Annotated in this window: 8 protein-coding genes; 5 read left to right on the forward strand and 3 right to left on the reverse strand. The window is 71.4% G+C overall.

What is annotated here, in order from left to right; genetic code table 11:
• From GA0115254_RS19375 to GA0115254_RS19395, 5 genes are all read left to right on the forward strand, one after another.
• A partial coding sequence (locus tag GA0115254_RS19375; protein WP_141720863.1) for a non-ribosomal peptide synthetase occupies positions 1–6,359 on the forward strand: 6,359 nt, incomplete at its 5' end.
• Between the two features lie 5 nt (positions 6,360–6,364).
• Positions 6,365–6,580 carry an MbtH family protein gene (locus GA0115254_RS19380; protein ID WP_093896554.1) on the forward strand — a complete coding sequence of 72 codons (216 nt, stop codon included), beginning with the start codon at positions 6,365–6,367 and terminating at the stop codon, positions 6,578–6,580.
• A gap of 10 nt (positions 6,581–6,590) precedes the next feature.
• Entirely contained in the window at positions 6,591–7,838 is a 1,248-nt protein-coding gene (locus GA0115254_RS19385) for a cytochrome P450 (RefSeq protein WP_093896555.1), read from the forward strand.
• Positions 7,839–7,868: 30 nt separating this feature from the next.
• Positions 7,869–8,606: an SRPBCC family protein gene (locus tag GA0115254_RS19390; RefSeq protein WP_093896556.1), complete on the forward strand. Its 738-nt coding sequence runs from the start codon at positions 7,869–7,871 to the stop codon at positions 8,604–8,606.
• Positions 8,607–8,637: 31 nt separating this feature from the next.
• Positions 8,638–8,826 carry a hypothetical protein gene (locus tag GA0115254_RS19395; RefSeq protein ID WP_256102678.1) on the forward strand — a complete coding sequence of 63 codons (189 nt, stop codon included), beginning with the start codon at positions 8,638–8,640 and terminating at the stop codon, positions 8,824–8,826.
• A 507-nt stretch (positions 8,827–9,333) separates the two neighbouring features.
• Here GA0115254_RS19395 and GA0115254_RS19400 read toward each other — a convergent pair.
• Genes GA0115254_RS19400 through GA0115254_RS19410 form a run of 3 tightly spaced genes read right to left on the reverse strand, consistent with a single transcriptional unit; the run spans position 9,334 to position 13,606 of the window.
• Positions 9,334–10,692, reverse strand: a complete 1,359-nt coding sequence (locus tag GA0115254_RS19400; protein ID WP_093896558.1) for an NAD(P)/FAD-dependent oxidoreductase — start codon at positions 10,690–10,692, stop codon at positions 9,334–9,336.
• Positions 10,689–11,747, reverse strand: coding sequence for an oligopeptide/dipeptide ABC transporter ATP-binding protein (locus GA0115254_RS19405; RefSeq protein ID WP_093896559.1), 1,059 nt, complete (start codon positions 11,745–11,747; stop codon positions 10,689–10,691). The genes GA0115254_RS19400 and GA0115254_RS19405 overlap by 4 nt, the downstream gene beginning before the upstream one ends.
• On the reverse strand, positions 11,747–13,606 hold the full coding sequence (locus GA0115254_RS19410) for a dipeptide/oligopeptide/nickel ABC transporter permease/ATP-binding protein (protein ID WP_093896560.1): 1,860 nt from the start codon (positions 13,604–13,606) through the stop codon (positions 11,747–11,749). Before GA0115254_RS19410 ends, GA0115254_RS19405 begins: the two co-directional genes overlap by 1 nt.
• Positions 13,607–13,679: the final 73 nt, after the last annotated feature.

Below are 13,679 nucleotides of genomic sequence, written 5' to 3' on the forward strand. Positions count from 1 at the left end.
CGAGTCTGGTCACCGCCCAGATCGAGCGGTTCGCGATCGACCCCGACAGCCGGGTGCTCCAGTTCGCCTCGCCCAGCTTCGACGCTTCGGTGTCGGAAGTCTTCACCGCCCTGCTGTGCGGCGCGGCCCTGGTGCTTCCTCCTGCGGCCGATCCGGTCGCCGCGCTGATGGACCCGTGCATCGCGGTCACCCATGTGACCGTGCCCCCGTCCGTCCTGGCCGCCCTGTCGGAGGACACGGTGACCGTGTCGACGCTGGTGGTCGCGGGTGAGGCCTGCCCGCCGGAGCTGGTGGCCCGGTGGGCGCCGGGGCGCCGGATGATCAACGCGTACGGTCCGACGGAGACGACGGTGTGCGCGACGATGAGCGACCCGCTGTCCCCGGGGTCGGGCGTGCCGCCGATCGGCCGTCCGATCGCCAACGCTCGGGTGTACGTCCTGGACGAACGTATGCGGCCGGTGCCGCCGGGCGTGGTGGGGGAGTTGTATGTGGCGGGCGCAGGGTTGGCGCGTGGGTACCTGAACCGGGCAGGGCTGACGGCCGGACGGTTCGTCGCCTGCCCATTCGGCACGGCAGGTGAACGCATGTACCGCACGGGCGACCTGGTGCGCCGGTGCGCCGCCGGTGAGCTGGAGTACGTCGGCCGCGCCGACGACCAGGTGAAGGTGCGCGGCTTCCGCATCGAGCTCGGCGAGATCGAGGCAGCCCTGGCCGAGCACCCCGCAGTCGCCCATGCCGCCGTCCTCGCACAGGACGACCGGCTCGTCGGCTACGTCGTCCCGCGCCAGGCGGCCGTGCGGGACGGTGGCCTCGAAGCGGAACACGTGGGCGAGTGGCGGGACATCTACGATGCCCTGCCCATCGTTCCCGAGGAATCCGCCTTCGGTCAGAACTTCGTCGGTTGGAACAGCAGTTACGACTCGAGCCCGATTCCGATCGAGCAGATGCGGGAGTGGCGGGACGCCACCGTGGCGCGCGTCCTGGCCCTGCGCCCCCGCCGGGTGCTGGAGGTCGGCGTCGGCACCGGCCTTCTCCTCTCGCAGATCGCACCGCACTGCGAGGCCTACTGGGCGACCGACTTCTCCGCCACCGCGATCGACGCGCTGGCCGCCCAAGTGGCGCGGGAGGAGCGGCTGGCCGAGCGTGTGGTCCTGCAGACCCGCCCGGCGCACGACATCGACGGGCTGCCGGTCGGGCGGTTCGACACCATCGTGCTGAACTCGGTGGTGCAGTACTTCCCGTCCGCCGACTACCTCGCCGACGTGATCGACCGGCTGATGCGGCTGCTCACCCCCGGCGGCGTGCTCTTCGTCGGCGACATCCGCAACCTCCGGCTGCTGCGCCCGTTGGCCACGACCGTCCAGCTCCACCGGGCCGCCGATGGCGCCGAGCTGCCTTCAGTGCGCCGTGCCGTGGAGCAAGCCCTGCTGGTGGAGAAGGAACTCCTGGTCGACCCGGACTTCTTCACCGTCCTGCGCGACCGGGGCACCGTCGGTGCCGTGGCGGTGGAGGTCAAGCGTGGTCGGCACCACAACGAGCTCACTCGCTACCGCTACGACGTCACGCTGCACAAGCAGCCGGCCGTCCCGACGGCACCGGCCGCGCCGCAGGAGCTGGCGTGGGGCCGAGAGATCGCCGACCTCATGGAGGTGCGCGAGCTGCTTGCCCTGCGCAGCGCGGACCCGGTGCGCATCACCGGGGTGCCGAACCGGCGCGTTGCCCGCGAGGCAGCGCTGGCCCGGGCGGTGCAGAACGGGGACGGCACGCTTGCCGAACTGCTGGACCGGCTGCACGGCCCGGACAGCGGCGACTTGCCCGACCCGGAGGATTTCCGTGAGCTCGGCGACGAACTCGGCCGTCGGGTGGACGTCACCTGGTCGGTCGGCGCGCCCGACGCCCTGGACGTCGTCATCTCCGACGTGCCGAGAGATGCCCCCGTCGAGGCCTACCGGCCGCTGCGGCCGTCCGGCACCGCGTTGTCCTCGCTCACCAACCGCCCGACCGGAAGCCGCGCCACCGGCGCCCTCGTCGGCGAACTCCGCGACCGGCTGCGCGACCGCTTGCCCGACTACCTCGTGCCGTCGGCCTTCGTCGTCCTGGACGCACTGCCACTGACCGCCAGCGGCAAGGTCGACCGCCGCGCACTGCCCGCCCCCGACCTGGGGACGGCCGCGACCGGGCGGGCGCCACGCACCCCGCAGGAGCAACTGCTCGCCGATCTCTTCGCCGACGTGCTCGGGCTGCCCAGGGTCGGCGTCGAGGACAGCTTCTTCGACCTCGGCGGGCATTCCCTGCTGGCGACCCGCCTGGCCTCCCGGGTCCGGGCGACCTTCGGCGCGGAGCTGGAAGTTCGCACGCTTTTCGAGCACCCGAACGTGGCCGCCCTGGCGGCCCGCCTCGACGGCTCGGTCACGGAGCGGCCCGCGCTGACCGCCCGTCCGCGCCCCGAGCGGATCCCACTGTCCTTCGCCCAGCAACGCCTGTGGTTCCTGCACCGTATGGACGGGCCGAGTGCCACCTACAACATGCCGCTCGCGCTGCGCCTGGACGGCGAACTGGACCGGGCGGCGCTGCATGCCGCGCTCGCCGATGTGATCGCCCGGCACGAGAGCCTGCGGACGGTCCTGCGCGAGGCGGACGGCGTGCCGCACCAGCTCGTGCGGAGCGCTGACGAGGCCCGCCCCGAGCTGCCGGTCATCGAGCTCGATGAGGTACGGCTGGCCGGCCGGCTGGCGGAGGGGGCCGGGCGTGGCTTCGACCTGGCCGCCGAACCGCCGATCCGCGCGGAGCTCTACGCGCTTGCCTCCGACCGGCATGTGCTGCTGCTCGTGGTGCACCACATCGCGGCCGACGGCTGGTCGATGGGCCCGCTCTCCCGCGACCTGGCGACGGCATACGCGTCCCGCTGCCGGGGCGAGGAACCGCAGTGGTCCCCGCTGCCGGTGCAGTACGCCGACTACACCCGGTGGCAACGCGATCTGCTTGGCGACGCCGCCGATCCGGACAGCCTGTTCGCCCGACAACTCGCCTATTGGAGCGAGGAGCTGACCGGGCTGCCGCAGCGGCTGCAACTGCCCGCGGACCGGCCCCGGCCGGCTGTGGCCTCCCAGCTGGGCGGTCGGCTCGCCGTCCGGCTGGACGCCGAACTGCACCAGGCATTGCGGGACCTGGCCACCTCGCGCGGCGCCAGCATGTTCATGGTGCTCCAGGCCGGCCTGGCCGCGCTGCTCACCCGGCTCGGCGCCGGCACCGACATTCCGATCGGCAGTCCCATCGCCGGGCGCACCGACCAAGCCCTGGACGACCTCGTCGGGTTCATGGTCAACACCCTGGTGTTGCGCACCGACACGAGCGGCGACCCCGGCTTCGCCGAACTGCTCGGCCAGGTACGGCAGAAGGCGCTGTCCGCGTACGCCTACCAGGACGTGCCGTTCGAGTACCTGGTCGAGGTGGTCAACCCGGCCCGATCCCTGTCGCACCACCCGCTGTTCCAGATCATGCTGGCTCTGCAGAACGCGCCATGGAGCGAGTTCACGCTGCCGGGGCTGTCGACCGGCTACCTGGAGGCACCGACCGGCACCGCGCGGGTCGACCTGACGTTCAGTCTGGCCGAGCAGTACCGACCGGACGGCAGCCTCGACGGCATGGTCGGTGCGGTGGAGTACGCCACCGATCTGTTCGATCCGGCCACCGTGGAGCTGCTGTTCGCCCGCTGGGCGCGGTTGCTGCGCGCGGTGGTTGCCGACCCCGACCGGCCGATCAGCCGGATCGACATCATGTCCGGCGAGGAACGCCACCGGCTGCTGTCCGAGTTCAACGACACCGCCGCCGAGCTGCCCGAGGCCGCGCTGCCGGAGCTGTTTGCCCGTCAGGTACGAGCCACCCCGGACGCGGTGGCCGTCGTGGCGAGCGGCACCGAGCTGACCTATCGGGAGCTCGACCTGCGGGCCAACCGCCTGGCGCGGGCACTGATCCGCCAGGGCGTGGCGCCGGAGACACCGGTGGCGCTGATGCTGGAGCGCTCGGCGGACCTGGTCGTGGCGATCCTGGCGATCATCAAGGCGGGCGGCGCCTACGTGCCCCTCGACTCGCGATTCCCGCAGTCCCGCATCGACCTGATCCTCCGGGAGGCCGGGGCCGCGCTGGTGCTCACCGAGGACGTGGTGGCCACACTGATCCGGTCCGAGTCCGATTCGTCCGACCCTGACGTCCCATGTGACCCTTGGCAGTTGGCGTACGTGATGTACACCTCCGGCTCGACCGGGCGACCGAAGGGCGTCGCCGTCACCCACCGCGACGTGGTGGCCCTCGCGCTGGCCCCCGACTGGCGCGGCGGCGGGCACGAACGGGTGCTGCTGCACTCCCCGACCGCGTTCGACCTCTCGACGTACGAGCAGTGGGTGCCACTGCTCGGCGGCGGCCGGGTCGTCGTCGCACCGCCCGGCCGGCTCGACATCGACCTGCTGCACCAGGCGGTCAGCGAGCACCAGGTAACCGGACTGTGGCTGACGGCCGGCCTGTTCCGCCTGGTCGCAGAGGAGCGGCCGGGCCTGCTCGCGGGGGTCCGCGAGGTGTGGACCGGCGGTGACGTGGTCTCCCCGACCGCCGTCGCCCGGGTGCTGGCAGCCTGCCCCGGTCTTGAGGTGGTCAACGGCTACGGGCCGACCGAGGCCACGACCTTGGCCACCTGCCATCCGGTCCGTGCCCTCCCCGAGCACGCCGCGACCGTGCCGATCGGCCGGCCGATGGCGAACATGCGTGCCTACGTGCTCGACGCGGGGCTGCGACCGGTGCCGCCGGGCGTGGTCGGTGAGCTGTACCTCGCGGGGGTGGGCGTGGCCCGGGGCTACGTCGGCCGGCCCGGCCTGACGGCACAGCGGTTCACCGCCGACCCGTACGGGCCGGCCGGGGGCCGGATGTACCGCACGGGCGACCTGGCGGCGTGGCTGGCCGACGGCACAATGGAGTTCGCCGGACGGGCCGACCACCAGGTCAAGCTGCGCGGCTTCAGGATCGAGCCCGGCGAGGTCGAGGCGGTGCTCGCAAATTGCCCGGGCGTCGCCCAGGCAGCCGTCGTCGCCCGGGAGGACCAGCCGGGCGACAAGCGGCTCGTCGCCTACGTGGTGCCCGCTTCCGAGGGTGCGCCCGAGGCGGGTGAGCTGTCCGACCGGCTGCGCCGCGAACTGCCCGAGTACATGGTGCCGTCGGCGTTCGTCAGCCTGGACATGCTGCCGTTGACCGCCAACGGCAAACTGGACCGGGCCGCACTGCCGGCCCCCGACTACGGGTCGCCGGGCACCGGGCGCGGCCCGCGGACGCCGCAGGAGGAGCTGCTGTGCGACCTGTTCGCCGAGGTCCTCGGCCGGGAGCAGGTGCGCATCGACGACAGCTTCTTCGACCTGGGCGGGCACTCGCTGCTGGCCGCCCGCCTGGTCTCCCGCGTCCGCGAGACCCTCGGCGTCGAGGTGGGCCTGCGCACCCTCTTCGAAGCGCCGACCGTGGCCGGGCTCACGGAACGCCTGGTGATGAACGATCCCGGCGAAGCGTTGGACGTGGTGCTGCCGCTGCGCACGACCGGGAGCCGGACACCGCTGTTCTGCATCCACCCCGGCGGCGGCATCAGCTGGTCGTACAGCGGGCTGCTGAACCACATCGGTCCCGAGTACCCGGTCTACGCGATCCAGGCGCGCGGCCTCGGCCACCCCGAACCCCGGCCGACGTCCTTCGAGGAGATGGCGGCCGACTACGCCGACCAGATCCAGAAGATCCAGCCCGAGGGCCCGTACCTGTTGCTCGGCTGGTCTGCCGGTGGGCTGATCGCCCAGGCGATCGCCTGCGAGCTTCAGGCCCGTGGCGAGCGGACCGCGCTGCTGGCGATCCTCGACGCCTACCCGGTGAAGGACGTGCAGTTCGAGGAGCTGCCCGTGCCCACCGAGCGGGACGTGCTCGTCGGGGTGCTCGACTGCGACCTGGACGAGCTGGGCGACCGGCCTCTGACCTACGGCGAGGTCGCCGAGATCCTGAGCCGGCGGGGCAGCGCACTGGCCGGCCTGACGGAGCAGCAGATCGAGGTCATCGTCCACATCATGATCAACAACGCCAAGCTGGCGGTCGACTTCGTCCCCGGAAGGTTCGACGGAGACCTGCTGCTCTTCAACTCCACGATCGACCGGGGCGCCGACAACGCCGGGCCCGGGACCTGGCGCCCGTACATCGCCGGCCGGATCGAATCGCACGAGATCACCACCCGGCACGACCGGATGACCCAAGCCGGCTCGCTGGCCCAGATCGGCCCGATCCTGGCCGCCAGGCTCGCCGAGGCCACCGGTGACACCCCAACCCGAAACCAGGAGGACTGATTCCCATGACCAACCCCTTCGAGAACCAGGACGGCACCTTCCTTGTGCTCGTCAACCAGGAGAACCAGCACTCGCTGTGGCCTCAGTTCGCGGACGTCCCCGCCGGCTGGACCGTCGCCCACGGCCCCGACACCCACGCCGCCTGCCTGGAGTACGTCGAGCAGACCTGGACCGACATGCGGCCCAAGAGCCTCGTCGACGCCATGGATGCCCAGCGGTAGCGCGGCCGACATGACCTCCACCGATACCCTGGACGAGGCCCGCGGCACCGCGGGCCTCGTCCGGCCCGGCGACCTCGCCGCAGCGCTGCAAACGCCCGAGGCCCGCCGGGACCCGTACCCGTTCTACGCCCGAATGCGGCGCGAGAGCCCGGTCCACCGCAGCACCCAGGGCATCTGGTACCTCACCCGGTACGCCGACGTCGAGGCGGCCCTGGGAAACCTTCGGCTGTCCAACGACCGGGACCGGATGACCCGCGCCTACGGCGCGCTCGGCGGCGACCTGAAGGCCTTCAGCAGGCTCACCGACCGGCTCGGCCGGGTGATGAGCAACACCGACCCGCCGGACCACGCCCGGCTGCGCAAGCTGGCCAACCGTGCCTTCACCGCCCGGCGCGTCGAAGCCCTGCGCGACGGCGTCCAGCGGATCGTCGACCGGCTCATCGACGAGGCGGTCGCGGCGGGGCCGACCATGGACCTGATCGAGGCGGTCGCCTCCCCACTGCCGCTGTCCGTCATCTGCGAGCTGTTCGGCATCCCACCCGAGGACCGTCCGCAGGTCAACACATGGTTCCGCCGCCTCGGCCGGCTGAGCGAGGACATTGACAAGTCTGAGGCGGCGATCGAGCAGTACGAGGAGTACCTCGCCCGACTCGTCCGCCGACGCCGGGCAGACCCGGGCGACGACCTGATCAGCGCCTTGGTCGCGACGCAGGCGCAGGACGACCGGCTCACCGACTCCGAACTGCTGTCCACCTGCTTCGTCCTGATCACCGCGGGCGACGAGACCACCACCCACCTGGTCGGCAACGGTGTGCTCGCCCTGCTCCGCCACCCCGACCAGCTGGCCCGGCTGCGCGAGGACCCGGCGCTGATCCGCACCGCCGTCGACGAACTGGCCCGCTACGACACGCCGACCCAGGCAATCGTCCGGGTCGTCGCCGAGGACGTCGGGATCGGCGGGCGGACGCTGCGCGAGGGCGAGTTGGTGTACCTGTTCCTCGCCGCCACCAACCGTGATCCCGAGCGCTTCGAGGACCCCGACCGACTCGACCTGTCGCGCCCCGGCAACCGGCATCTGAGCTTCGGCAACGGCCCGCACTTCTGCCTCGGCGGTCCGCTGGCCAAGCTCCAGGCAGAGGTGGCCGTCGGCACGCTGGTCCGTCGGCTCCCGCACCTGCGGCTGGCCGACGGGGCGGCCCTCGAATGGCGGCCCAACCCACTGCAACGGCGGCTGAGCGCCCTCCCACTCAGCTACTGACACATGAACGATGACGAAGGAGAAGTGACCATGGCCCGAGAGTTCGAGGTCCGCCGGGAGCAGGACCTGCCCGCCACGCCCGAGCAGGTCTGGCACGCGGTCGCCACCGGCACCGGCAACCTCGGCTGGCTGTACCCCATGGAGGTCGAGCCGCACGTCGGCGGAAAGGTCACCCGGGCCGACGGCACCGTCGTGGCGTGGGAGCCGCCGCACCACTTTGCGGTGCGCGTGGCCCTGGACGACGGGTTCTCCAACACGCTCACCTACCGGATCGAGCCGCTCGACGGCGGAACGAGCCACCTGCGCATGGGAATCCACTGGGTGCACACGGGCGTCGTCGACGACACGTGGGACACCAAGGCGGACGCGGCAGAGAAGCACGTCGACTTCTACCAGCACGCCCTCGCCGAGTACCTGAGGCACTTCGCCGGCCGCCCCGTCGTCTACGTCAAGGCCGGCCGCGGCGAGCGCACCGACGACCCTGCCGACTTCGCCGCCCTGCGCCGACGCCTCGGCCTCGCCGACGACACGACCGTCGGCGACCGGCTGTCGCTCGACCTCCCGGGCGTGGACGGCGGCTCGGAGGAGGTCGTTGTGGACTGGCTGAGCCCCGACTTCGTCGGCCTGCGCGGCCCGGACGCGCTGTACCGGTTCTTCAACGGCAGCACCTGGAACTGGCCGATCTGGCTGGGCCACCACCTGTTCGCCGAGGACACGGACGAACAGCAGGCCACCAAGGCGTGGAGCGCCTGGCTCACCTGCGCCTGACTCGTCGCACGACACAACCGAAGGAGCTCTGGTGGAAACACTGCTCTACGCCGCCGAACTCGTCCAGGAAGGCGGTACCTACAAGCTCGTCGTGCAGGACGTGGTGCGGGACACGGTCCACGTCACTCCTGTCCCCAAATCCGCGGTGGACAAGCTCCCGACCTTCCTGTCGGTGCTGAGTTCCAAGCTCGGTTCCGCACCGGCACGCGGCCGCCGGTAGACCTTTTCCGACGTCACGAGGCCGGTGCCGTCCGGCGCAGCAGCTCCCGGACGGCACCGGCCTTGTGACGTCGCGGCCCAAGGCCTGGCGGTCCCCGCCTGCCCGAACCGCGGCAGGATGGTCACCCCCGCTTACTCGGCGATTCCGGTATTGGCTCCCGTGTCCAGGAACGCCCGGGTCTCCTTCGAGGAGTTCGCCCAGCAGCAGACCACCACGACCTTGTCGTCGGCGATCGTCTCGCGGAAGTCCTCCAGGCTGGTCGGGTCACATCAGTGTCCCTTGGCGACTTGATCCCGCCGCCGCGCCAAGGGGGCGGTGGCTGAACGGTGGCCCGCGGTCAGGACGAGTCGCACGCGACGGACTCGCCCTGTCCGGAACAGGGGTGCAAGCACCGTCCGTCAGCACGCGCCCGAGACGGCGGGCCCGACCAGCAGCGGTGCCATGGGGTTCAACGAGGCATACGCGGTCACCCGACGCCGTTCTGCAGACCCCTGCCCGTGCAAAACGTCAGCCCATGACGGTTCGAGAGGCGGCACGCTCAGCCATGGGCCGTTTGCGGGAGAATGCGCCTAGGTTGATGACGATGCCGGTGTGTTCACCTGTGTACCGCAGCGGATCGTGGTCGTGGTCGTGGCCGGCCTCGACGCGGTCGACCAGGGCGGCGAGGAACCGGCCCGCCAGGGGAGCGTTCTTGAACTGGTTGCCGCTCGTTCCCATGGCGACATAGAAGCCGGCCAGATCGGTGCGGTCGTAGATGGGGGACCAGTCGTCGGCGGCGTCGTAGACACCGGCGATGCCGGTCGGCCGGTTCGGGACGCGGAGGAGCGGGAATCGGCGTGCGGCCCTGGTCACTTGGGCGTCGAACCGGGCGGCCGTCGGGTGCGGGTTGCACATGTCGGGATCGTCGAGCCACTCCATGGGGTCGCAGGCGGGCAACGTGCTGCCGATGAGGAGGTGTCCGCCGAGGGGGCGCAGGTAGGTCCCAAGGTCGACATCGGCCACGATCAGGCCGAGCATAGTCGTGGCGCCGCCCGGGCTCGACGAGGTTGTGTCGCCCTGGCAGACCGGTGCGACCACCTGGTGGACTTCTTGGCGCAGCGGGCGCACTCCGACGGTGAACTCGGCTCCGACCTCGGCCATCCGGTTGAACGCGTCCGACCAGGGCCCGGCGGCGTTGATCACCACCGGTGCCGTGATCGCGGTGCCGTCGGCGAGCCGGATGCCCGCCACTCGGTCCTCGCGGCGCAGGACACCGACGACTGTGCGATGGAAGAGGAAGCGCGCCCCGATGCGGGCCGCCGCGTCCGCGAGATTCTGTGCCGCGAGCTGGGGATCGTCGACGAAGCCCGCATCGGGTGTGAACAGCGCGCCGAGTTCCCCTTCCGGGCCGGAGAAGAACGCCTCGTCGAGCAGGGGCTTGGGGGGTCCGTAGCGTCCCGCGTCGATGCCGGGGACCCGGCTGCGCAGCGTTGCGGCATCCCAGCGCTCGTACGGCACGCCGGCACGCTCGAACAGTGCGATGACCTCCGACGTCCTGGAGCCCGGCGCGTCGAAGAGCACCGCTCCGGTCCGCCGGAACGCCGCCAGGCCAGGGCCGTGCATGGTGCCCAGGTGCTCCGCCCATCGTGCCCAGCAGTGCTGGGATTCCCAGGCGGTGGCGACACCGTCCCAGGTCGAGTAGTTGAAACGGATGATCGCGCTCGAGGCGCTGGTGGATCCGTGGCCGACGCCGCCGGACTTGTCGACGACCACTACGCGCCGACCGGTGCGCGCCAGTTCCAGTGCCACTGCGGCACCGATCACACCGGCGCCCACGACGACCGCGTCCGCGCCGGACGGAAGCGTGTCCGGTTCCCTGTCCGTCATGACGGCAGGTCCCCCGGGGTTCGCGGAGCCCGGTCGCCGTTCGCGTCCGGGGGGACGCTGCCGGAGTGGGACGGGCAGTCGCCGACGCGATACGGGAAGTGGCACGCGGCGCGGTGCGGCTGTCCGGCCGCATCCTGCTGGGGGTCCCGTGCGGCGCAGACGTCCCGTCCGGGACGCCGGTTCGGCCCGACGGGGCAGCGCGGATGAAAGCGGCATCCGGTCGGTGGCGATGCAGGGTCGGGCACCTCTCCGGGAAGAAGCGGTTCCCCGACCGGGCGTCGTCCGACGTGCAAGCTCGGCACGGCGGACAGCAGCGTTCGGGTGTAGGGGTGCCGTGGGCTGCGCAGCAGGTTCTCGGTGGAGGCGGTCTCGACGATCCGACCGAGATACATCACGGCGACGGCGTCCGACACATGGCGGACGGCGGCGAGATCATGGCTGATGAACAGCATGGCGAAGCCCATGCGTCGTTGCAGATCCCGAAGCATGGTGAGGAGCGCCGCCCGGACCGACACATCGAGAGCCGAGGTGACCTCGTCGGCGATGAGAACTGCCGGATCGACGGCGAGCGCGCGGGCGACGGCCACGCGTTGGCGCTGGCCGCCCGAGAGCTGCCGCGGCACACGGTCGGCGCAGCCGGCGTCGAGACCGACCAGTTCCAGCAGCCCGCTGATGCGCTGTTCGCGGCTGCGGCGGTCCAGCCGGACGAAGGCCCCGGCTGATTCGGCAATTGACTGACGGACCGTCATGCGCGGGTCCAATGCCGTGTCCGGGTCCTGGAACACCAGTTGGACCTGTTGCCCCAACCGACGCCGATCGGCCGCCCGGTGCCCACGGTACTCCCGCCCACCGACCGTGATCCGCCCGGCGCACGGGCTGTCCAGCCCGACGACCGCACGTGCCAGGGTGGACTTTCCCGAACCGGACTCGCCGACCAGGCCGACCGTCGTGCCTTGGGGAACCTCCAGTGACACTCCGTCCACTGCCGTGATCGGTCCGAACGGCCCGTGGTGGCGAACAGTGACGTCGTACAGCGCCAACCCTGCCACTTCCATCACTTCTCCACCTCTTCGGTCTCACGTTGTCCGCAGAGCAGCGCCGGGGGCATCGGTTGCCAGCAGGCGACCTCGTGCTCCGGGGCGAGCAGGGACAACACGGGGCTCTCCACGGCGCACCGGTCCAGTCGATGCGGGCAGCGGTCATAAAATGGGCAGCCCGGGACCGCACCGCACGGATCGGGCGGCCCTCCCTCGATGGTGCGCAGGGGGCGGTCGCGGTCCGCGGCCATGTCCGGGACCGAGGCGACGAGCATCCGCGTGTACGGATGCCGCGCGCCGGCCGCCAGCTCATGGGCAGGAAGGTTCTCCACGATCGTCCCCCCGTACATGACCAGAACCCGGTCGCAGGCGTCGGCCACCAGGGCGACGTCGTGGCTGATGAAGAGGATCGCGGTGGCGTCGTCGTGACGGATACGGCGGAGCAGGTCCATGATCTGCCGCTGCACGGTGACGTCCAGGGCTGTGGTCGGCTCGTCCGCGATGATGAGGTCGGGCCGCATCATCGAAGCGGCAGCGATCGCCACTCGCTGGCGCTGACCGCCGGAGAGCTGAAAGGGGCGGGACCGCAGCAACCCATGCCCGCCGGGCAGCGCGACCCGCTGAAGCTGCGCCAGGGCCTGCTCGACGGCCTGGGCACGAGGGGTGCCATGGTGCGCACGCACGGCCTCCGTCATCTGTGTTCCGATGCGCAGCGACGGGTTGAAGGCCGAGGCCGGGTTCTGGAAGATCATCGCCATTCCCGTCGCCAGCTGCCTGCGTCGCTCTTTGCGTGTCGAAGATTTGGCGTCCGCGCCGAGGAAACGGTGGGTACCCCAGGTCGCGCAGGCGCCGTCCGGCAGCAGGTCGGCGATGGCAAGCGCCGTCAGTGACTTGCCGGAGCCGGACTCGCCGACCAGGCCGACCATCTCACCGCGCCGCAGAGCGAGGGTGACACCGCGGACGGGCCGGACCACCCGGTCCGCCGAGGGAAGGGCGATCCGCAGATCCTCCACCTCCAGCACGTGGTCCACGGATGCCGGTCGGTCGGCGCGTGCCGGGTGTACCGCGGGTTCTTCCAGCTGCCGTGTGCGGGCGCGTCGCGCGGCGGCTCCGGCCAGCACCTCGCCGAGCAGTTGGAAGGCCACACTGGCGTAGACGATGGCGACGCCGGGTGCCACGGCGGGCAGAGGTTCGGTGTAGATGCGGTCCAGCCCCTGGCTCAGCAGGAGCCCCCAGTCGTACGAAGGGGACTGCACCCCCAGTCCGAGGAAGCTCAGTCCCGACAGGGCCACGAGTGCCGAGCCCGCGGCGATTGTGGTGTTGAGCATCAGCGGTTCGGCGATGTGGGGCAGGACATGGCGCAGGAGGAGCCGGTGGCGACGCAGGCCCAGCACACGTGCCGCCGCCATGAAGTCGGTTCCTGCCACTCCGGCAGCAAGGGTCTGTGTGATCCGCGCGAAGCCTGGTGCACTGGCGACGGCGAGTGCGAACACTGCCCCACCCGCCCCCGCGCCGAAGAGGGCCGCGAAGAACATCGCGACGAGAAGCGCGGGAAATGCCAGTAGGAGGTTGATCAGGGCTCCCAGCAGGCGGCGGGCGCGCCCGCCCACGACGGCGGTGAGTGCGCCCAGCGTGATCCCGGCCACCGCCCCGAGGAGCGTGGCCGCGACTGCCAGCAGCAGGGAGAGCCAAGTCGCCGAAAGCAGCCGGGCGAGAAGGTCGCGCCCGAGATGGTCCGTGCCGAGCAGATGACTTGCGGTGGGCCCCCGCAGCACCGCCGACGGGTCCGGACGGTCGGCGGCCTGCCCCCACAGCACCGCCCCCGCGATGGCCAGTACGGCGAGCGATCCGAGCATCGCCAGGGTGATCACGCCCATGGGCGAGGCCCAGAGCGACCGGGACGCGCGAGACCTGTCGGCGGCGGCACCCGGCGTGGAAGGGGAAGAGGGA

It is taken from the genome of Streptomyces sp. Ncost-T10-10d (genome assembly GCF_900091955.1).
Classification (GTDB): domain Bacteria; phylum Actinomycetota; class Actinomycetes; order Streptomycetales; family Streptomycetaceae; genus Streptomyces.

Coding starts and splice junctions, on each gene's coding strand:
- GA0115254_RS19390 (WP_093896556.1), top strand. CDS start 7,869: ATGGCCCGAGAGTTCGAGGTCCGCCGGGAGCAGGACCTGCCCGCCACG.
- GA0115254_RS19400 (WP_093896558.1), bottom strand. CDS start 10,692: ATGACGGACAGGGAACCGGACACGCTTCCGTCCGGCGCGGACGCGGTC.
- GA0115254_RS19410 (WP_093896560.1), bottom strand. CDS start 13,606: ATGGGCGTGATCACCCTGGCGATGCTCGGATCGCTCGCCGTACTGGCC.
- GA0115254_RS19405 (WP_093896559.1), bottom strand. CDS start 11,747: ATGGAAGTGGCAGGGTTGGCGCTGTACGACGTCACTGTTCGCCACCAC.
- GA0115254_RS19380 (WP_093896554.1), top strand. CDS start 6,365: ATGACCAACCCCTTCGAGAACCAGGACGGCACCTTCCTTGTGCTCGTC.
- GA0115254_RS19385 (WP_093896555.1), top strand. CDS start 6,591: ATGACCTCCACCGATACCCTGGACGAGGCCCGCGGCACCGCGGGCCTC.